The organism is Suttonella indologenes, from assembly GCF_900460215.1.
GTDB classification, from domain to species: Bacteria; Pseudomonadota; Gammaproteobacteria; order Cardiobacteriales; family Cardiobacteriaceae; genus Suttonella; species Suttonella indologenes.
In genome coordinates, this window is record NZ_UHIA01000003.1 from 278702 (window position 1) to 298793 (window position 20092).

Here is a 20092-nt window from a genome sequence, read left to right on the forward strand (position 1 = left end):
ACTTATCCCGCCCGCAGCAAAGCTTGAATATCAATCAAAGCGGCGTTCACACGCGAGATATACGATGCCATGACCAATGAATGATTGGCGGTAAAGCCGAAACCGCGCCCATTTAAAATGATCGGACTCCAAACCGGTTTTTGCGCTTTCTCCAATTCGGCAATGATTTGATCCAAAGAAGCCAAAGCGGTTTTCTGCTCCAGTGTCACGGCAAAATCATGACGGATGGCGCGCAATTGATGCAGCAGCGCCCATGTGTAGCCGCGCGCAAAATAGAAATTGTTATCCACCTTCAAGCGCGGCGTTCGCTCTTGACGCACCGCCACCGTATTCGGCTTGGCGATTGCCTCGCCTGCGGCGCTTTGCGCGACCACCGCATCGCCCACGCTTGCCGACAAACGCTGGGCAATATCACCCAAATTACGCGATATCAAGCCGAAATAATTTGCCAAATTATCCGCACGGGCAAAGAATTGGGCATTATTCGGATTGCCGTCGCTCAACTCCACCGCATATTGGATTAATTTCTGCCGCGCTTTTTCATACTCGTCTTCGGCACTGGGGAACATCCATTTGTCAAAATCGATATTCAGCGCGCCATTAGCCTGCGCCAACATTTCCGGCTGCGTCGACTGCGATTGCGAGCGGCTAAATTCGTCCTTCAACATCAAACTGGTTTGGCGCATCAGCGTCAGCACACCGGCTTCCCATTGCGGGATATTATCCATCAGCACGCCCGGCGGCATCACATCGTTTTTCAAAAATCCGCCCGGTTTGTTCAGCATAATATCTAAAGTTTTGATACTGGTGCCGACCAAATAAGAACCCACCACCGGTTTAGCATCCGCCGGAATGTAAGCCGTCGCCGCCTCTTCGACCGAAAATTCGCTAGGCTCACGGCTCCACCAAAACATCAGTACCAATATCAACGCCAAGAGCGTACCCAACAGCAAAGCAATCCGCCACAGCCAATTATGCGCTTTCCATGCCGCGGGTGTGTACATATGCGCCACACGCTTTGCACCGTCAATCGATTGTTCTTTCAAAGACATAATATTTCCTTATATGCTAAAACTCGTACCGCAGCCGCAAGTGCTCTGCGCCTGCGGATTATCGAAACTAAAACTTTCGTTCAAACCGTTTTTTTTCACATCAATCTGTAAATTCTGCAACAGCGGCAAATCCGCCTCCGCCACCGCCACCTGAAATTCGGGATAAGCGAACACCACATCCTTTTCCGCCAAGCCCTCAATCACTTCGATATCATAGCCATAGCCAGAACAGCCGGAACGCTTCACCGCCACACGCACGCCAATCGCGCCCGCCTGCTTCGCCACAAAGCGGCGCACGCGCTGCTGCGCTGCCTCACTCAAATAAATCATCTCAACTCCTGCAAAAATTGCACCAAACGCTCGATTTCCGCCGCCTGCGTCAAATGCGAAAGACTAATACGGATTGAACGATTCGCTGCCGCCTGCAAACCCATTGCCTGCAAAACATGCGAACCCTCATCTGCTGCCGATTGACAAGCCGAACCTGCCGACAATGCCAATTTCGCCGCATTTGCCGCCGCCAAGACTTCCGCCGCAGGACGCGCCGTATCAATGCTCAAAATATGCGGCAACGCACCGCCCTTTTCAAGAGCAAAATCCCAATCGCGATTACCATTATGTTGCATAACAGCAGGCAGAGCGGCTAATAATTTTTCGGCATAAGCACGCACAAGCGCGCTGCGCGAAGGCAATTCCTGCGCCGACAACTGCACCGCCTGCGCAAAAGCGGCAATCAAAGGCAAGGGCAAAGTGCCGGAACGTCTCGAACGTTCCTGACCGCCGCCATGCAATTGCGCCGCCAGACGCATTTTCGGCATACGCCGCACATACAAAGCCCCGATTCCCTGCGGCGCATAGACTTTATGTCCCGAAAAACTCACCGCATCCGCATCCCAAGCCCGCACATCGACCGCCATTTTGCCCAAAGCCTGCGCCGCATCGACATGCAATTTCGCCCCATAACGATGCGCCAATTGCGCAATCGCCGCCAAAGGCTGCACCACACCGGTTTCATTATTGACCGCCATCACGCTGACCAATGTCGTCGGCTTGGCTTGCAATGCCTGTTCCAGCAATGCCAAATCCAGCAAACCGCTTGTTTGAACGGGCAGAAATTCCACCGCCACACCCGCTGCCGCCAATGCACCGGCAGTATCAATCACAGCTTTATGCTCGCTTTGCAGGCTAATCAGGCGCGGATTTTTCGCCCCCTGATACAGACAGGCGCCTTTTAAAGCCAAATTATCCGCCTCCGTCGCGCCGCTGGTAAACACAATTTCCGCCGCCTGCGCGCCGATTGCCTGTGCAAATTCCTGCCGCGACTGCTCGACAATCCGCTTCGCCGCCAAACCCAAATCATGCGCCGCACCGCTGTTGGCAAAATAACGCTGCGCACACTCTTGAAATCTCGCCAAAACGCGCGCATCCGGCGGCGTGCTGGCACTGTAATCAAAATACGCCCAATCAGTCATGTGCTTTATCCACGGCAGCGCGCAAAGCGCGATTCTCCGCCTCCAACACCTCGATTCTCTGACTAAGCTGCTCAATCGCATTCAATACCGGATCAACCACATCGCCGCCCTGCGCATAGGCTTCAAATTTCTTACATTCTTCTTCGCGGCTCGCCACCACCTTGGCGGGAATACCCACCACCGTGGTATAGGCAGGTACGGGCTTGACCACCACCGCATTCGACCCGATCCGCACATTATCCGCAACCGTAATCGCGCCCAGCACCTTCGCGCCGGCGCCGATAATCACATTATTGCCAATCGTGGGATGGCGTTTGCCCTGTACCAAGGCGGTAGAAGTGCCGCCCAAGGTAACGCCTTGATAAATACTGACATCATCGCCTAATTCCGCCGTCTCGCCAATCACAATGCCCATGCCGTGATCGATAAACAGGCGTCTGCCGGCTTTAACCGCAGGATGAATCTCCACCCCCGTAAACCAGCGGCTCCAGAGCGACAACCAACGCGCCAGCCAATGCCAACCACTATGCCAGATCGCATGCTGCAGGCGATACGCCGCCACCGCCCAAAAACCCGAGTGCAAAGATAAAACCGCCCACACGCTGCGCGTCGCCGGATCGCGCTCAAAAACCGTGCGAAAATCCTCGCGCAATAAATTCCACCAAAGCATAACCGTCCTTAAGATTGATAGCGTTTTGTCACAAAAGGCATATTCACTACCTGCATCGGCAACAATTTGCCACGCACCTGCGCCTGCAATACCGTTCCCGCAGCTGCCGCCTCCGCACTCACCAAACCCATTGCCACCGGCGCATTCACGCTGGGCGCAAAACCGCCGCTCGTTACCTCGCCCACCGCATTGCCCTGCGCATCAAATAAAGGCGTATGCGCGCGTACCGGCAATTTGCCCTCGGGACGCAGCCCCACGCGTTTGCGCGCCGCACCTGTCGCCAATTGCGCCGCCAAAGCCTCGCTGCCCCAATAGCCACCTGCTTTTGCCCCCTCGGGACGGCGCGATTTAGCAATCGCCCATAACAAGCCCGCTTCCAAAGGCGACACATCGCTGCGCAAATCCTGCCCATACAAACACAAACCCGCTTCCAGACGTAGCGAATCGCGCGCGCCCAAACCAATCGGCAGCACGCGGCTATCCGCCAGCAAACGCGCAAAAAAAGTCTCGACAAAAGCCTCGGGAATCGAGATTTCAAAACCGTCCTCGCCCGTATAACCCGAGCGGCTGACCCAGCAAGCCACGCCGTCAAACAAATACTCCCCACCGCGCATAAAGCCCAATTCGCGTACCTGCGGCTGCCATTGACTCAAAACATCTACCGCCGCCGGCCCCTGCACAGCCAATAAAGAACGATCTTGCCAATACTGCACCCGTTCCTCACCGAAAGCCGCACGCAAACGCGCCACATCATTATCCTTGCGCGAAGCATTCAGCACCACATAAAAATCCGCTTCGCGGCGCGTAATCATCAAATCATCTTCCACGCCGCCTTGCTCATTCAGCAGGAAGGAATACATCTGCTGCCCAAGCGCCTTATCCGCCGTATCCACAGGAAACACCGACTCCAATTCCGCCGCGCTGACCTTCAGCAAGACCTGCCCCATATGCGAAACATCAAACACACCCGCCTGCGCGCGCGTATGCAAATGCTCCTGCAAAATCCCGCCGCCATACTGCACAGGCATGGCATATCCTGCAAAATCCACCATTTTTGCGCCTAAGCGCACATGTTGATCATATAAAGCCGTGTGTAAACTATCGCTCATCTTACGCTCCTGCAAATCAAAAACTTAGCATATCATGCTGAAGCAATTTTTAACTGAAAAAATTTGATATTTTCTATTTACGCTTTTAAAATAGCGCGGCTTTTTATTAATACACAGGAAAAAATGTCTAAAGAAGAAAATATTGAAATGACAGGTACCGTCATTGAAACCCTACCCAACACCATGTTTCGCGTTGAATTGGAAAACGGACACCAAATCAATGCCCACATCTCCGGCCGCATGCGCAAACACTATATCCGCATCCTCACCGGCGATAAGGTCAAAGTCGAAATGACGCCTTACGACCTCAGCAAAGGACGCATTATTTTCCGTGAAAAATAATCCCAAAGCCGCCCAAGGCGGCTTTTTTTCCAAAATAAGAAAACATACCACCGCAAAAAGAAGACATTATTATGATAGATCTCTCCCTCCAATCTTTTGAAGATGCGTTAAAAAATATTCGCGAACATATTCCCGACTACGACTACCAACCCGGCACCCTGCTCAATTTCCGCCTCTTGCAAACCCTCAGCCGCGCCGCCTATCATTATTACGACACATGGTTGGCGCAATACGATATGAGCACCTTGGAATATTTTACGCTCACCTTGCTCTACGGCTCGCTCAGAGGCTACCTTACACCCTCAGAAATCAGCGATATATTAAGCATCACGCGCACCGGCGCCACACGCTTGGGCGATCGTCTAGTCTCGACCGAATGGGTCGTCCGCGAAATTAGCGCCGAAGACCGCCGTAGCGTCAAACTGCGCATTACGGAAGAAGGACGCAAACTCATGGAACAAATCACGCCGCAACTCTCCGAAGTACGCAAACATATGTGGCAAGACCTCAGCGAAGAAGAAATTCAAATTATGGAAAGAGGAATACGCAAACTCATTCAACGCTTGGAAAACACGCCTTTTCCCTAAAAGCTTCATGTACAATATCAAAACGGCAGATATAGTCTCTTAACTTCAAAATGAGATTATTCTAAGCGCTTCTCCTGACAAAATGCGTATCTCTAAGTCTCATTTTGAAGTTAAGATACTATACAAACCCTAGAGAAAAATAAAAGCCGATACCCTCTTATTTCTTTGCAATGCTCAGAATAAATAAGGACAAGTTTTATAGTCAATTCATGGCAAAATTAATCATTTTTTTCAATCGGGTAGATCGGATACTTGTATCCGACATTACTTAAAATATAAATTTGTCGGATTCAAGAATCCGACCTAATCCTTATAAATTAGTAGTTTAGATATTTATATCCAACACAATTTGTCATGCGAGTGCTTTCCGGCATAAACGCCTAAGCTAAGGTTAAAAATATAATGTTCGTATTTGTCATGAATTGACTATATTTTGTCCTTATTTATTTTCTCTTAAGCAAACATAGGTTTGGCACTCGAATCATTGAAAAAACTTACAGCACTAACTCGTCTTGTACCGCCTTTCCATTTCTCCAATAATCACTACAAGACCTCTTTTGCCGACATATCGGCATGATAGGAAGAGCGCACCATCGCGCCGGAGGCGACATGAATAAAGCCCATTTCCTTGCCTTTGGCGGCAAACATCTCGAATTCTTCAGGCGTGTAATAACGCTTGACCGGCAAATGGTGCTGAGAGGGCTGGAGATATTGCCCGATAGTTAGCATATCGACATCATGCGCGCGCAAATCTTGCATCACTTGCAAAATCTCATCGCTCTCTTCTCCCAATCCGACCATGACGCCCGATTTGGAAATCACTTTTTTCGTACAGGCCGCCTTATAGTCTTTCAATAATTTCAATGAATTGCCATAATGCGCGCCGGGACGCACCGCCTCATATAAACGCGGCACGGTTTCCATGTTGTGGTTAAACACATCCGGCGGCGTTTGCAGCAGAATCTCGAGCGCGATTTCTTCGCGACCGCGAAAATCCGGCGTCAAAATCTCAATCGTCATGCGCGGCGCCAACGCGCGGATTTCGCGGACACAGGCGGCAAAATGCGCCGCACCGCCGTCGCGCAAATCGTCGCGATCCACGGAAGTAATCACCACATGCGACAAACCCAAATTGCTGACCGTTTCCGCTAAATGGCGCGGCTCATTCTCATCCAAAGCATTCGGACGCCCATGCCCGACATCGCAAAAGGGGCAACGACGAGTACAAATATCGCCCATAATCATGAAAGACGCCGTCCCGACACGAAAACACTCGCCCAAATTCGGACAACTCGCCTCTTCGCAGACGCTATGTAATTTCTGTTCGCGCATCAAACCCTTAAGCCGCTCAACCTCCGGCCCGCCGGGAAACTTCGCCCGAATCCAACTCGGTTTACGCAAACGCTCTTGCCCGACATGCTCGACATTAATCGGAATTTGACGGATTTTATCCGCCCCTTTACGCTTAACACCCATCGCATTGGGCTTATGAACAATCGGGGATTCTGCTTCACTCATGATGATTCTCCAAGTGTTTTTATAGACTTAGCGCGGACGCGGCATTTTATCACGCACAGGCTTAGTACGCACTAATGCCATTAAATCAGACAATTCTCGCGGCTCAAGCAAACGATGTTTGCCGGCAGGCAAAGATTTCGGCAAGCTCACATTGCCGTAGCGAATGCGTTTTAATCGGCTGACTTGACAGCCCACCGCTTCCCACAGACGGCGCACTTCGCGATTGCGCCCTTCTTTCAGCACCACGGAATAATAGCGGTTGTATTGTGTGTCGTCATCATTCAAAGTCTGCAAAGGCTGAATATCGTCAAATTTGGCGAAGCCGTCTTCCAACATCATGCCCTTGCGCAGTGCCTGCAAGGTTTCTTCATTCACTTCCCCTGCCACGCGCACCCAATATTCGCGCTCAATCTCGGTACTGGGATGCATCAATTTATTCGCCAAAGCGCCGTCATTGGTAAAGAGCAGCAGACCGGCGGTATTGATATCCAAACGCCCGATGGCCACCCAGCGCCCCTGATGAATACGCGGCAAACGGCGGAAAACCGTCGGACGCCCTTCTTCATCTTTGCGTGTACAAATCTCGCCCACAGGCTTGTGATACATCAAAACCATACGCGGCGATTCCTGTTCCGCCGCCACACGCAGCGTCCGCCCGTCAAGGCTAAAACTCTCATGCCCGCTCACGCGCTGACCAATCTCCGCCGGCTTGCCGTTCACGCGCAAACGCCCTTCTTCAATCCACACTTCTATCTGCCGCCGCGAAGCAATACCGCGGCTTGCGAGAAATTTCTGAATGCGTTCATACTCTTGTTTCATCTTCATTTCCTTCTAAAGCCGTCAAATTCGGCATCGGCGGCAAATCTGCCGAACTTGCCAAGCCAAAATCATCTAAAAAAACCGTCGTTGTCGCCAATAACTCCGGACGGCCGGGCATCTCACGCCGCCCGACAACCTCAATCCATTCCAAATCGAATAATTGGCGATAAATGCCGCTGCTTGTCACCACCCCGCGCACTGCATCTATCTCCGCGCGCGTAACCGGCTGATGATAAGCAATATACGCCAAAGTTTCCCAAAAGGCGCGTGAAAACCGCGGCGGCTGCGCCTCCGCCAAAGCTAAAATATCGGCGAAATACGCTTCTCTTAACTGCAAACGCCAACCGCTTGCCACCTTCGCCAAGCGCATCGCCGAGTTCTCGTAACGCATAGCCAAGTCTTGCAAAGACGCCTCAATCTCCGCTTCCTGCGCCTGCAAAGCGATGGCCAGCATATTAACCGTTAACGCCGTATCGCGGGTAAACAACAATGCCTCAATGCGATTTGCCAAACTCATGCCGCCTGCCTCGCACGTAATAACACCTCCGCAAAAGCGTCTTCCTGCCGCCACTCCAACACCTGCGCGCGATCCAATTCCAGCATCGCCATCAAACTGACCACCAAGCCCGGACGCCCTTCATCGGAATGATAAAAGCCCTGCAAAGCATGCCAACCTGTCTGATGCTGCAAACGATTTTCCATCATTTCCACGCGTTCCGCCAAAGAATAAGCCTCGCGCTCCACCTCATGCGCACGCCGCAAAGCCTGCCGTTCATAAATCGCCGCCAACATCTGCTGCAATTTATTCACATCGCGTGCCGGCTTAATAATCGGCACAATGCCTGCCGGCGCCTGCTGCGCCGATAAAGCAAAACCGGCATCCAAGCGCGCCAAATCCGCCAAACGCTCCGCCAATTGCAAGGTCTGTGCATAAATCAAGAGACGATCCGCCAATTCCGCCCGCGGATCAGGCTCCTGCGACTCCGCATCATGACGTTGCGGCAGCATCATGCGCGCCTTAATCTCGGCTAAAGTCGCCGCCATTAGCAAATATTCCGCCGCCAAATCGATATCAAGGGCTTGCATCATCTCCATATACGCCAAATATTGCTCGGTAATCAGGCTGACCTCAATATCTAAAATATCCATATTCTGCTTACGGATCAGATAAAGCAATAAATCCAGAGGCCCTTCAAAGGTTTCCAGCAAAACCCGCAACGCCTCGGGCGGAATATACAAATCTTTGGGCAAAGTCTTCACAGGTTCGCCGAATACTAAAATCTGCTGCTGCACGCCACCCTCAAAAAATGGCGCATTATACCGTTTTACACTCACACTTACCGCAATTTATGCCGACTAAATCCCAATCAGAGAAACAGAAATTGATACACAGCGGGAGGTGTGCTAACCGTAGAAAAGGCATAGCAAGACGAGCAGCCTTAGGTTTTTTCAATTCTAAGATATATAGTCAAAGAAGTGAAAAAGTATTACGGCGTTGGCTCGCCTTGCCGTACGCTCTTGTACTGTCTGCGGCTCGCCGCCTTGTACTACTTTTTCACTTCTCCGACTATAGTCTCTTCAGATTAAAATGACACACCTTAAAACAACATATTTAAATATTTTTCAATATGTTGAAAATTTTTTATCATCTCATGTTAATCTGAAGAACTATAATATCGCCCTTGCTTTAGCGCCACAGTAATAAAAAAAGCGGCAAGGCCGCTTATTTGACAATTTTTAAATGACTGGCCTTAGATTTATCGGCAGCTGCTTTCTTTTCCTCTTTTATCGGGGAATTCTTCGGACCTTCCGCCACATCGGGCGCCAATTCAAACCAAGAGCCCTGATTATTCTCACGTGCCAATAAGGCGGCAATCGCCGGCATTGCCACCGCAACCCGATGCGGCTGCCCTGAAAAACGCGTACTGAAATAGACCGCATCATTCTCAATTTGGCAATCAGGCGAAGCGCTAGGGGAAATATTGAGCACCAACTGCTCGTCTTGCAGCAGATGCTCCGGCACGCCACTCACCCAACCTTTATTCGGATAAGCAATGATTAAATGCGGCGTGCAGTCATTATCTACCAGCCATTGATAAATGGCGCGCAAAAGATAAGGCTTTTGGTCGCTCATTGGCGTCATAGCACATATTCGGGACGCAATCCCGCCTCATATTTAGACAAAGCCTTTTTGAAATATTCCTGTTTGAAATGGAAATCCATATATTTAAACAGAGATTGTGTAAAAGCATTTTTCGGCAAATCGATTTCCAAATGCTGCAAACGCCATAAGACAGGCAAAATGCAGCAATCTAATAAAGACAATTCCTGACCGATAATATAATGGCTGTTTTTAATCATCGGCGAGAACTGCACAATCTGCTCGCGCAAAGTCTTTTGATACGCCTTTTTCTTGGCAGGGCTGAGTTTCTCATGCTCCAATTGATTAACCAAATCATACCATTGTGCTTCGATTTCCAAACCGAACAAACGGATTTTCGCCCGCAATTCCGCTTCAATCGGCATCAGCGCCGGATGCGGAAAACGCTCGTCCAAATATTCGGAAATCACGCGATCATTAATCAGAACCAAATTCCGATCAAACAAAGTCGGCAGACGACCGCTCGGATTAATTTCCAATAAGTCTTCCGGCAAATTGTCAGCATCCACTTCAATGTAATCAATTTCCAAATCTTTGGCATAACTGACTAAACGGATGCGATGACTTGAAATATATTTGGGGCTGCTCACCAGAGCAAGCCCACCGCGTTTTTGACTGACAATACTCATGAAATGTCTGTACCTGATTATTTAATATCTCGCCAATATTCCCGCTTGAGGAAATAGAACACGATTGTTAATAAGACCATGAACAATAGCACCCAAGGCCCCATTGCCGCACGGTTGAGCGCCGAAGGATCAGCGACATAAGTTAAGAAATTGGCAATATCGTAAGATAACTGCTTATATTCTCCCGGACTCATGCTGCCTGTTTGAATCAAGTCAAAACCGGCGATTTCTTTCGTGGTCGAACATTGTCCGTCGATGCAGCTTTCATGCTCTTCATAGACCGGCGTTTGCAGACCTTGGAACTGCCAGAGCGGATTAGGCATGCTCGCCCCCGGGAAGACCGAATTGTTAAAACCTAATGGGCGGCTGTCGTCCACATAAAAACCCAACAGATAGTTATACACATACTGCCCTGTTTTCGCGCGGGCAGTCAGCGATAAATCCGGCGGCGCCGTGCCTAGCCACTTCGCCCCCTCTTCTTTTTGCATCGCGCTGTGCATTTGTTCAACGACACCGACGCCTGTGAAAATCAGATTTTCTTCGCCGACTTTAGGGTCGATACCTAAATCTTTGAACATGCGGTTATAGCGTTGAAATTCCAAGCCATGACAACCGGCACAGAAATTAACAAAGTAACGCGCGCCTCGCTGCAAAGATTGCTGGTCATTGATATTGGCAGTAAAGGATTCATGCGGATAACCGCCGCCACCTGCCGCCATTGCCTGTCCGATTATGGTCACGCCAAGTAGCGTGAGTAATATTTTTTTGATATTCATATTAGTAACGCACCCTTTGTGGAACTGGTTTAGTTTTGTCCATCTTGCTGTAAATTGGCATCAGCAAGAAAAATGCGAAATAGATCAAAGTCATCCATTGCGCCCATAGTTTCACCGCATTTGTCGGCGATTGCGTACCCAAATAGGTCAGCACGATAAATGCAAAGGTGAAAATCGCCAGCGCCGCTTTAAAAATCGGACCTTTATAGCGAATGGATTTCACCGGCGAACGGTCTAACCAAGGCAGAAGGAAAATCATAAACACCGCGCCGAACATCGCGATTACGCCCCACAGTTTTGCCGGCACGCCGAACCAATCCCAAGTCATGGCACGCAAAATCGAGTAGAAAGCACCAAAATACCATACCGGCGCAATATGCTCGGGGGTAACTTGCGCATTGGCGGGTTCGAAATTCGCATGCTCGAGGAAATAGCCGCCCATTTCGGGAATATAGAAAATCACGCCTGCAAAAATAAACAGAAATACGCCTAATGCCACCAAGTCTTTCGTGACCAAATGCGGATAGAAAGGCACGCCGTCCAAAGGAATGCCGTTAGGCGCTTTATGTTCTTTGATTTCGATGCCGTCCGGATTGAGCGAGCCGACTTCATGCAAGGCAATAATATGTGCCGCCACCAGCATCACTAAGACCAGAGGAATCAAAATAACGTGCATAGAGAAGAAGCGGTTCAATGTGGCGTCAGAGATATAGAAATCGCCTTGCACAAAGGTCACAATCGCATCGCCGACTAAAGGAATGGCACTAAAGAGCGAGATAATGACGTTCGCGCCCCAATAAGACATTTGCCCCCAAGGCAGCAGATAACCCATGAAGGCTTCCGCCATCAGGCATAGGAAAATCAGGCAGCCGAACAGCCAAACCAATTCGCGCGGTTTGCGGTAAGAACCGTACATCAATCCGCGGAACATATGCAGATAGACCACTACGAAGAAGGCGGAAGCCCCTGTCGAGTGCATATAACGAATCAGCCAGCCGTAAGGCACATCGCGCATGATGTATTCGACGCTGGCGAAAGCCTCCGCCGCGCTAGGCTTGTAAAACATTGCCAACCAAATGCCTGTGAGCAATTGATTGACCAAAACGACAATCGACAAAACACCGAACACATACCATACATTGAAGTTTTTGGCGGCATAGTATTCCGACATTTCGTTTTTCCACAATACGGTAAGCGGAAAACGATCGTCAATCCAACCTAAGAATCCGGTGGTTTTATGCGGGTTAATTACCTTAGCCATTGCTTGCCTCCTCGCCTACGACAACGACATTATCGCTTGTGAAATGATAAGGCGGCACAGGCAGATTGATTGGCGCCGGAACCCCTTTGAATACGCGCCCTGCATAGTCGAATGAAGAACCATGACAAGGACAGAAGAAACCGCCTACCCATGAATTGTCGCCGCGGGCGGCACGTCCCTGCTCTTTGCTTTGCAACATCGGCGCGCAGCCCAAATGCGTGCATACGCCAAGCATGACGATTACGTCTTCGCGTATTGAGCGGAAAGCATTTTTAGCGTATTCCGGCTGTACGGATTCTGCGGAATCGGGATCGCGCAAACTGGGCGCCGCCTCAGCCAAGGATTGCACCATTTCAGGGGTGCGGCGCAGGATATACACCACTTTGCCCTGCCATAAGACGGTTTGCAAAGCACCGTCGGCTAGTTTGCTGATATCCACCACCACCGGCGCACCGACGGCTTTTGCTCGCTCGCTCGGCAGCCAACTGGCCAAAAAAGGAACCGCGACAAATCCTGCGCCGACGACTGTTGCACCTGTTGAGGCTGCAATCAGCATCTTGCGGCGGGCTGGATTTTCCGGTCTCTGAGTCGGATCATAAACCGGCTCTAAAGATGAAACATTACTCATGATAATTCTCCGCGCATCGATTGCGATGATCAATACGGCTATATTGCCAATAATCTATTATAAAGACCATCTGAAAATTAGCAAACATTCATTAAGAAGAATTTGTTTGCCCACACAAAATTTAGCTTATTCCTCCTGCTAAAAAGGGTTGTCCTCATCAAAAAAACGGCTTTCCAAGGCATAATCCAGACGAAAACGCTCCGCCATTGCCTCAACGCCGAAACGCTCCGTCGCATGATGTCCGCATGAAAAATAGCCGATGTGCCATTCATGGGCTTCATGGAAAGTGCGTTCGGCATATTCGCCGCTCAAAAAAGCCTGCGCGCCTTCTTGCGCCGCCAATGCCAAATAATCTTGCGCCGCCCCTGTGCACCAAGCAATGCGCCGAATCGGCGCGTCGATGCTGCCGACCATTTGCGCAGGACGCCGCAATACCCGACTAATCCGCGCCTGCAATTCCTCGGTAGATTGTGCGGCGATGTCGCCATGCCACAGCAGTTTTTCCTGCTCGGATTGGCGAATGTTCTGCACGCTCAAGGCTTGTCCGAACAAAGCATTATTGCCCACTTGCGGATGCAGATCCAGCGGCAAATGGTAGGCAATCAAATTGATATCATGCGCCAGCAAAGCTTTGATGCGTTGATATTTAATCCCTGTCAATTGCGGTGCTTCGCCTTTCCAAAAATAGCCGTGATGGACAAATAAAGCATCCGCCTGATAGTCAATCGCCGCTTCAATCGCCGCTTGCGAGGCGCTAACCGCCGTCAGAATGCGGCGAATTTCTTTTTTACCCTCGATTTGCAAACCGTTGGGCGCATAATCTTTGATTTTGTCGCTTTGAAAAAAATTATCCAGCGCGCTCAATAATTCATTGCTGTGCATCAAGTTCCTCCAAGGCTTTGAACAAGAGCCGATTATCCTGCGCCTGACTGATCGTTAAACGCAGACAATCGGCTAACAAGGGATGCGCGCCGTGCAGATTTTTAACCAAAATCCCCCGCTCTTTCAATTGCGCAAACCAAGCATCGGCATTCGGCGTGCGCAAGACGACAAAATTCGCCTGCGACGACCAATACCTGCAATGTCTCAAGCCGTCCAAAGCGGTACAAAAAGCGGCGCGTTCCTGCTTGATTAGCGCTGCTTGGGCGGCAATTTCCTCATAATGCTGCAAAACAAACAAGATGCTTGCCTGCGTCAGCACGTTCACATTATAAGGCGGACGCACTTTATCCAATTGCGCCGTCCATTCTCTAGCACCGAATAAATAACCGAAACGCAGTCCTGCAAAACCGGTTTTGGATAAGGTACGCAAAATCAGCAGATTATCATATTCCGCCAATAGCGCCTGCATGCTGCCTTCGCTAAAAGCCAAATAGGCTTCATCAATAACGACTAATCCTTGCGCCGCTTCTGCAATGCGGCGTATATCCGTTTCGGGATAGGCTTTGCCGGTAGGATTATTCGGCTGAGCCAGAAAAATCAGCGCCGGCTGTTCTTGCGCAATCGCCGCCAACATCGCCGGCATATCCAATGAAAAATCCGGCAGTACGTCGATACTGCGATAACGCAACCCCAGCCAATCGCATACGATGCGGTACATGACAAAAGTTGGCGCAGGCGCAAGCACCACAGCATCTTTACGCAAAGCCATCAATAAGATTTGAATCAGCTCGTCGGAACCGTTACCCAAGAGCAGGCCGTAATCGTCATCGATACCGAATATGTGGCGCAATTGCGCTTGCAAAACCAAATCGCGTGCCGGCGGATAGCGGTTTAAAGGCACATCCGCCAAAGTGCGCAACCAAGCCTCACGCAGATGCGCAGGAAAATCCTGCGGCGCTTCCATTGCATCCAATTTGAGCATATCCGCCGGCACTTCCGCCACCGCATAGGCTTTGCTGCCTAAGACCGCCGGACTAAAAATCGCCTCTTTACGCATCGCCGCCCCGCAATTGCGCGGATAAGGCATGCGCAAACAAGCCTTCGCCTTTGGCGAGATGTTCTGCAATCGGGCTGAGCTGCCCTGCCGCTGCACGGGATAATTGCAGGACGCTGCTGCGTTTTTGGAAATCGTAGACGCCTAAAGCAGAAGCGAAACGCGCACTGCGCGAGGTCGGCAAGACATGATTCGTACCGGCACAATAATCGCCGAACACTTCATTGGAATGCTCGCCGACAAAAATCGCACCGGCATGGCGGATATGCGGCACATAATCCGCCGCCTGCTCAAACATCAATTCCAAATGCTCGGGCGCAATATGATTCGATAAAGCAATGCATTCGGCGATATCTTCGCAGACAATCAGCGCACCGCGCTCAGCCAAAGAACGCTCAATAATCGCCGCGCGCGCCTGCTGCGGCAGCAATTTGGCGATACTTTTCTGCACGTGCTCCGCCAGTTGCGCCGACGGTGTCAGCAAAATCGATTGCGCCATTTCGTCATGCTCGGCTTGAGCAAAGAGATCGGCGGCAATCCAATCCGCCTGCGCCGTATCATCAGCAATAATCACCACTTCGGAAGGGCCGGCAATCATGTCGATTCCCACCTGCCCGAAGACCTGTCGTTTGGCTTCCGCCACATAGCGGTTGCCCGGACCGGTAATTTTATCCACCGCCGCAAGGCTTTGCGTGCCGTAAGCCAAAGCAGCGACTGCATGCGCACCGCCGATTGTCCAGACCTCATCGACACCGCATAAATAAGCGCTTGCCAAAACCAAAGGATTCGCCACCCCGCCCGGCGTAGGAACGACCATCACGATTCTCGCCACACCCGCCACTTTCGCCGGCACCGCGTTCATAATCACGGACGACGGATAAGCCGCTTTACCGCCCGGCACATAGATACCCACGCTGTCCAGCGGACGTACTTGCTGCGCCAAGATACTGCCGTCGGAACGGGTATAAGACCAATCCTGCAATTTCTGCCGCTCGCCGTATTCCGCCACATTGTCATGCGCGGTTTGCAAGGCTTTTTGAGTTGGCGCGTCCAAGCCTTCCCAAGCGGCTCGCAAAGTCTCCGCACTCAGGCGCAATTGCCGTACATCATCGACTTCTGTCGCGTCCAAAACGGCGGCATAATGCAATAAAGCGGCATCGCCGCGCGCGCGAATATCGCCGATGATGTCCGCCACGCGTGTACTGACTTCGTCTTGACTGACGCTGCTCTGCGCCAGCAAATCCTGCATCGCTTGGGCAAAATCCTCCGCCCGACTGTCTAATCTGCGAATCTCCATTTATCTTCCTTTGTGTGCCGCTTGTTCAATGCTTTGAATAATCGGGGCAAGCTGCGCCTGTTTGAGCTTGAAAGCCGCGCGGTTGACAATCAGGCGCGAGCTGATTTCGCACACCGTTTCCACCGCTTCCAAGCCGTTGGCTTGCAGGGTTTTGCCCGTATCCACCAAATCGACGATGCAATCCGCCAGACCGACCAAAGGTGCCAATTCCATCGAGCCGTAGAGTTTAATCACGCTGACTTGCCGCCCCTGCGCGGCGAAATAATTCTTCGCGCTGCGCACATATTTGCTTGCCACGCGGATATGCTGCGCAGGCAGGGACTGCCCCTGCTTAACCGCCACCATCAAACGGCAGGCGGCAATCTGCAAATCCACCATTTCCAATAAATTCTGGCAATCCGATTCCAGCAAGACGTCTTTGCCCGCAATGCCGAAATCCGCCGCGCCGTATTCGACATAGGTCGGCGCATCCGAAGGGCGCACCGCCAGCAATTTCACATTTTCCAGCGTGGTAGGGAAAATCAATTTGCGGCTCTCGCTGATGTTTTCCAGCGGCGAAATGCCCGCCGCCGCCAACAAAGGTAAGGTTTGCTGCAAAATTCTGCCCTTAGACAGGGCGATGACGATGTCCTGCCCCTGATTCGGCTTAACTGCGGATGCGTTCAATGTCTGCTCCTACCGCGCGCAATTTTTTCTCGATACCGTCATAGCCGCGATCTAAATGATAAATGCGGTCAATGAGAGTTTCACCCTCGGCAGCCAAGGCGGCAATAACCAAGCAGGCGGATGCGCGCAAATCGGTTGCCATGACCGGCGCACCGCTTAATTTCGCCACGCCGCGCGTGGTCGCGGTATGTCCTTCGACAAAAATATCCGCGCCCATGCGGCTTAATTCCGGCACATGCATAAAGCGGTTCTCAAAAATGGTTTCCACCATTGTCGCCGCCCCTTCCGCCAGACAATTCAATGCCATAAATTGTGCCTGCATATCGGTGGGAAAAGCCGGATACGGCGCAGTACGAATGCTCACGGCTTTTAAAGGGCGGTTGCGGTGATCGATTTCAATCGTATCTGTGCCGCGCTTAATCAGACTGCCCGCCGTTTCTAATTTTTCCAATACCGCTTCGAGGAAAGTCGGCGTGGTTCGGCGCAGCAGCAAATGTCCGCCCGTAACGGCGGCGGCAATCAGATGCGTACCGGTTTCAATCCGATCGGGTAAGGTGGAATAGCGCACCGGATGCAGTTTTTCCACCCCTTCGATGGTCAAGGTCGCCGTGCCGATACCGCTGATTTTCGCCCCCATGGCATTGAGCAAATGCGCCAAATCGCTGACCTCGGGTTCGCGCGCCGCATTTTCCAAAATCGTCGTGCCCTTTGCCAAAACCGCCGCCATCAGGATATTTTCCGTGCCGGTTACGGTAACGACGTCCATCACGAAACGCTGTCCGCTTAATTTACCCTTGGCATGGATATAGCCTTCTTCAATATCGATTTCCGCGCCCAAAGCGCGCATGCCTTTGATATGCTGATCCACAGGACGCGCACCGATCGCACAACCGCCCGGCAAAGACACTTTCGCCTCGCCGAAACGCGCCAGTAAAGGCCCGAGCACCAAGACACTGGCGCGCATGGTTCTGACCAATTCATAAGGCGCAACGGGATTGTCGATATGGCTGGCATCGACTGTTACCTGATTCTCATCGGTAAACGCCGCCTTGGCACCCATGGCGTTCAAAACCTCGATTAAGGTATGCACGTCGCGCAGACGCGGCACATTGTCAATCACGGTTTCGCCTTCCACCAATAAAGTGGCGGCGAGAATCGGCAATACCGCATTTTTCGCGCCGCTAATCGCAATCTCGCCTTCCAAGCCTTTGCCGCCGATGATTTTGAGTTGCTCCATTATGAAGTCGCCTGCGTTTTGAGTTGCAGGGCATGCACCTCATTACTGCTAATCACATCTTCCAAGGCTTTCATGACCATGCGGTGCTGCTCAAGGCGGGAATGACCGGCAAAGGCTTTCGCCTTGACCACCGCCGAATAATGCACGCCGTCAAAAGTGGAGAGTTCAATCTGGGCATCATCGCCCAAGGCGGCACGAATCCGTGCTTCAATTAGCTGCTCTTGCATCGCTTAATAATCCTTGTGTATCTACATCATATAAATGCAGCAGTTGTTGCAACTGCGGCGAAAAACCCTGCCAAACAATCCGAACCGCCTGCTGCCGCCCATGACGCAGCAGCCATAATAAGGCGGCGATGCCGGCGCTGTCGCAATCGCGCAAAGCTTGGGCATCCACCAGTAATTGCGTCGGCAAGACAGGGGCTTGGGAAAAATCCTGCCCCGCCAATGTCTGTGCGCACAGACGCTCGGGCAAGCGCAGACAGCCGTTGCTGATGTCGGCAAACACGCTTATTCCATCGTGCGCATTTTGCCGATTAAGGCATCAACGCCATTTTTCTGAATCTCGGTATCGAAAGTGCTGCGATAACCGCTAATCAAAGAAATATTGGAAAAAGTGGCGTCGTAGAGTTTCCATACGCCGCCGTCATACCACAGGGCAAACTCCATCGCATGCTGCTTGCCCGCATTGTCTTTGATTTGCGCACGCACGCGAGCGCGGTTGTATTTATCCACCGTCGGCAAACCTAAAATCGTGATTTGCGCATTAGTGTACTGCGTCCAGCTTTTGGAATACACGCGAATCAATAACTCACGGAAAGCGGCGCTAAACGCCTCGAATTTGCCCGCATCGCGCACCGCCTGCAAATGCCGCCCTAGCGCAATTTCCGCCATGCGGTCAAATGCCAGACTCGGTGCCACGCGGCTGTTGATAAACTGATTGAATGCCGCCGGATTGCCTTGATAAGTCGCCTGATTGGCGCGTAATTCCTGCAAAATCTCGCCGGATTGGCTTTCAATCATCGCTTTTGCGCCTTCCGGCGTGGCTTGCGCGAACACGACGCCGCTCACGGCAGCTAAAATGCTAACTAATAGAAACTTTTTCATTTTTCCTCTCTTACTGTTGCATTGTCATATTACTAATAAACTGTTGAATCACACGTTCTAAGACCACCGATGAATTGCTGAATTGAAATTCATCGCCGTCTGTCAAAAATTGGCTGTCGCCGCCGACGCTAATCGCCACATATTTGCCGCCCAGCAAACTGCTGCTGACAATATCGGCGCTGCTGTCAAAAGGAATATGCCCGTATTCTGCGGCAATTTCCATCTCTACGATCGCTTGGAAACTCTGCTGCTCCAAGCGAATCGCGCTCACACGCCCGATTTGCACCCCCGATTGCGTCACCGGCGCATCAAGATTCAAACCGCTGACATCGCTGAAACGCGCCGTCACATGATAAGACTTCTCCGGATAAAAACCGCCCTTGCCGCCCATAAACTGCTGCAAAGCCTTCTCCAGCACCAAAGCCCCGCCAGTGCGGCGCAACGTATCGCCGTCTTTGAGCGTTTCGCTGCTGCTGCCCAAACTGATGCCGATATAGCGTTCGCCCAGCAGACCCGAAGTCAGAATCTGCGCCGCGCTGTCGACAGGCAGCCGCGCCGCGCCGTCGATATTGAGCAAAACCTCCGCTTCATTGCGCGCTAAATTGAGCCTAATCTCGCCCACGCGTCCGATTTGCACGCCCGCCAAACTGACTTGCGCATTCTTGCTCAAACCGCTGACATCGCCGAAATTGGCGCGGATTTGATACACGTTCTGCGGACGGAAACTGCCCAAGCTGCTGGCTTTAAAGCCTAAAAAGAATAAACCGGTCAGGGCGCAGAAAACAAATGCGCCGACCGCTATCGTGATTGTTTTTTGATTTTTCAT

At 51.4% G+C, this 20092-nt stretch carries 25 protein-coding genes and 1 pseudogene; 2 read left to right on the plus strand and 24 right to left on the minus strand.

The annotated features are described in order from the left end of the window. Positions 1-2: 2 nt before the first annotated feature. Genes DYC63_RS01750 through gcvT form a run of 5 tightly spaced genes read right to left on the minus strand, consistent with a single transcriptional unit; the run spans position 3 to position 4303 of the window. Positions 3-1052: a DUF2333 family protein gene (locus DYC63_RS01750; protein ID WP_115217653.1), complete on the minus strand. Its 1050-nt coding sequence runs from the start codon at positions 1050-1052 to the stop codon at positions 3-5. Between the two features lie 9 nt (positions 1053-1061). Next, positions 1062-1382 carry a HesB/IscA family protein gene (locus tag DYC63_RS01755; RefSeq protein WP_115217654.1) on the minus strand — a complete coding sequence of 107 codons (321 nt, stop codon included), beginning with the start codon at positions 1380-1382 and terminating at the stop codon, positions 1062-1064. After that, positions 1379-2524 (minus strand): cysteine desulfurase family protein, encoded by a 1146-nt coding sequence (locus tag DYC63_RS01760; protein ID WP_115217655.1) that lies wholly within the window; start codon positions 2522-2524, stop codon positions 1379-1381. The genes DYC63_RS01755 and DYC63_RS01760 overlap by 4 nt, the downstream gene beginning before the upstream one ends. Continuing rightward, positions 2517-3194, minus strand: coding sequence for a serine O-acetyltransferase (gene cysE / locus DYC63_RS01765; protein WP_115217656.1), 678 nt, complete (start codon positions 3192-3194; stop codon positions 2517-2519). Before cysE ends, DYC63_RS01760 begins: the two co-directional genes overlap by 8 nt. 8 nt (positions 3195-3202) lie before the next feature. Then, the gene (gcvT, locus tag DYC63_RS01770; RefSeq protein ID WP_115217657.1) at positions 3203-4303 is read right to left on the minus strand and encodes a glycine cleavage system aminomethyltransferase GcvT; all 1101 of its coding nucleotides are present in this window, start codon (positions 4301-4303) and stop codon (positions 3203-3205) included. 123 nt (positions 4304-4426) lie between these two features. Here gcvT and infA point away from each other — a divergent pair, with 123 nt between their 5' ends. Then, positions 4427-4645 carry a translation initiation factor IF-1 gene (infA, locus tag DYC63_RS01775; protein ID WP_115217658.1) on the plus strand — a complete coding sequence of 73 codons (219 nt, stop codon included), beginning with the start codon at positions 4427-4429 and terminating at the stop codon, positions 4643-4645. Between the two features lie 71 nt (positions 4646-4716). Next, positions 4717-5232, plus strand: coding sequence for a MarR family winged helix-turn-helix transcriptional regulator (locus tag DYC63_RS01780; RefSeq protein WP_115217659.1), 516 nt, complete (start codon positions 4717-4719; stop codon positions 5230-5232). Positions 5233-5775: 543 nt separating this feature from the next. Here the strand turns inward: DYC63_RS01780 and lipA are convergent. The 19 genes and pseudogenes from lipA to mlaD all read right to left on the minus strand — a co-directional run bounded on the left by lipA (position 5776) and on the right by mlaD (position 20092). Further along, positions 5776-6750 (minus strand): lipoyl synthase, encoded by a 975-nt coding sequence (gene lipA / locus DYC63_RS01785; protein WP_115217660.1) that lies wholly within the window; start codon positions 6748-6750, stop codon positions 5776-5778. A 27-nt stretch (positions 6751-6777) separates the two neighbouring features. Beyond that, the gene (locus DYC63_RS01790; RefSeq protein WP_115217661.1) at positions 6778-7569 is read right to left on the minus strand and encodes a pseudouridine synthase; all 792 of its coding nucleotides are present in this window, start codon (positions 7567-7569) and stop codon (positions 6778-6780) included. Then, positions 7553-8086 carry an SMC-Scp complex subunit ScpB gene (scpB, locus tag DYC63_RS01795; RefSeq protein WP_115217662.1) on the minus strand — a complete coding sequence of 178 codons (534 nt, stop codon included), beginning with the start codon at positions 8084-8086 and terminating at the stop codon, positions 7553-7555. The genes DYC63_RS01790 and scpB overlap by 17 nt, the downstream gene beginning before the upstream one ends. Beyond that, the gene (locus DYC63_RS01800) at positions 8083-8862 is read right to left on the minus strand and encodes a segregation and condensation protein A (protein WP_115217663.1); all 780 of its coding nucleotides are present in this window, start codon (positions 8860-8862) and stop codon (positions 8083-8085) included. Before DYC63_RS01800 ends, scpB begins: the two co-directional genes overlap by 4 nt. Positions 8863-9033: 171 nt before the next feature. Beyond that, positions 9034-9141, minus strand: a pseudogene (locus tag DYC63_RS13635) (IS30 family transposase); the annotation flags it as partial. 151 nt (positions 9142-9292) lie between these two features. Further along, positions 9293-9703, minus strand: coding sequence for a stringent starvation protein B (locus DYC63_RS01805; RefSeq protein ID WP_245887984.1), 411 nt, complete (start codon positions 9701-9703; stop codon positions 9293-9295). 5 nt (positions 9704-9708) lie between these two features. Continuing rightward, the gene (locus DYC63_RS01810) at positions 9709-10359 is read right to left on the minus strand and encodes a glutathione S-transferase N-terminal domain-containing protein (protein ID WP_115217665.1); all 651 of its coding nucleotides are present in this window, start codon (positions 10357-10359) and stop codon (positions 9709-9711) included. A 17-nt stretch (positions 10360-10376) separates the two neighbouring features. Further along, on the minus strand, positions 10377-11135 hold the full coding sequence (locus tag DYC63_RS01815; RefSeq protein WP_115217666.1) for a cytochrome c1: 759 nt from the start codon (positions 11133-11135) through the stop codon (positions 10377-10379). Position 11136: 1 nt separating this feature from the next. After that, a complete protein-coding gene (locus tag DYC63_RS01820; protein ID WP_115217667.1) occupies positions 11137-12396 on the minus strand; it encodes a cytochrome b in 1260 nt (419 codons plus the stop codon). Next, complete coding sequence (gene petA, locus DYC63_RS01825; RefSeq protein ID WP_115217668.1) at positions 12389-13024, minus strand: ubiquinol-cytochrome c reductase iron-sulfur subunit; 636 nt, start codon at positions 13022-13024, stop codon at positions 12389-12391. The genes DYC63_RS01820 and petA overlap by 8 nt, the downstream gene beginning before the upstream one ends. A 138-nt stretch (positions 13025-13162) precedes the next feature. Next, positions 13163-13906 carry a Nif3-like dinuclear metal center hexameric protein gene (locus tag DYC63_RS01830; protein ID WP_115217669.1) on the minus strand — a complete coding sequence of 248 codons (744 nt, stop codon included), beginning with the start codon at positions 13904-13906 and terminating at the stop codon, positions 13163-13165. Next, positions 13893-14993 (minus strand): histidinol-phosphate transaminase, encoded by a 1101-nt coding sequence (gene hisC / locus DYC63_RS01835; RefSeq protein WP_218564514.1) that lies wholly within the window; start codon positions 14991-14993, stop codon positions 13893-13895. Before hisC ends, DYC63_RS01830 begins: the two co-directional genes overlap by 14 nt. Then, positions 14956-16257, minus strand: a complete 1302-nt coding sequence (hisD, locus tag DYC63_RS01840) for a histidinol dehydrogenase (RefSeq protein WP_115217670.1) — start codon at positions 16255-16257, stop codon at positions 14956-14958. The genes hisC and hisD overlap by 38 nt, the downstream gene beginning before the upstream one ends. Then, entirely contained in the window at positions 16258-16923 is a 666-nt protein-coding gene (gene hisG / locus DYC63_RS01845; protein ID WP_115217671.1) for an ATP phosphoribosyltransferase, read from the minus strand. Continuing rightward, positions 16904-18160 carry a UDP-N-acetylglucosamine 1-carboxyvinyltransferase gene (murA, locus tag DYC63_RS01850; protein ID WP_115217672.1) on the minus strand — a complete coding sequence of 419 codons (1257 nt, stop codon included), beginning with the start codon at positions 18158-18160 and terminating at the stop codon, positions 16904-16906. The genes hisG and murA overlap by 20 nt, the downstream gene beginning before the upstream one ends. Then, positions 18160-18387, minus strand: coding sequence for a BolA/IbaG family iron-sulfur metabolism protein (locus tag DYC63_RS01855; RefSeq protein WP_115217673.1), 228 nt, complete (start codon positions 18385-18387; stop codon positions 18160-18162). The genes murA and DYC63_RS01855 overlap by 1 nt, the downstream gene beginning before the upstream one ends. After that, a complete protein-coding gene (locus DYC63_RS01860) occupies positions 18368-18667 on the minus strand; it encodes an STAS domain-containing protein (RefSeq protein WP_172459365.1) in 300 nt (99 codons plus the stop codon). The genes DYC63_RS01855 and DYC63_RS01860 overlap by 20 nt, the downstream gene beginning before the upstream one ends. A 2-nt stretch (positions 18668-18669) precedes the next feature. Beyond that, on the minus strand, positions 18670-19266 hold the full coding sequence (locus DYC63_RS01865; RefSeq protein WP_115217675.1) for an MlaC/ttg2D family ABC transporter substrate-binding protein: 597 nt from the start codon (positions 19264-19266) through the stop codon (positions 18670-18672). A 10-nt stretch (positions 19267-19276) separates the two neighbouring features. Continuing rightward, positions 19277-20092, minus strand: coding sequence for an outer membrane lipid asymmetry maintenance protein MlaD (mlaD, locus tag DYC63_RS01870; protein ID WP_115217676.1), 816 nt, complete (start codon positions 20090-20092; stop codon positions 19277-19279).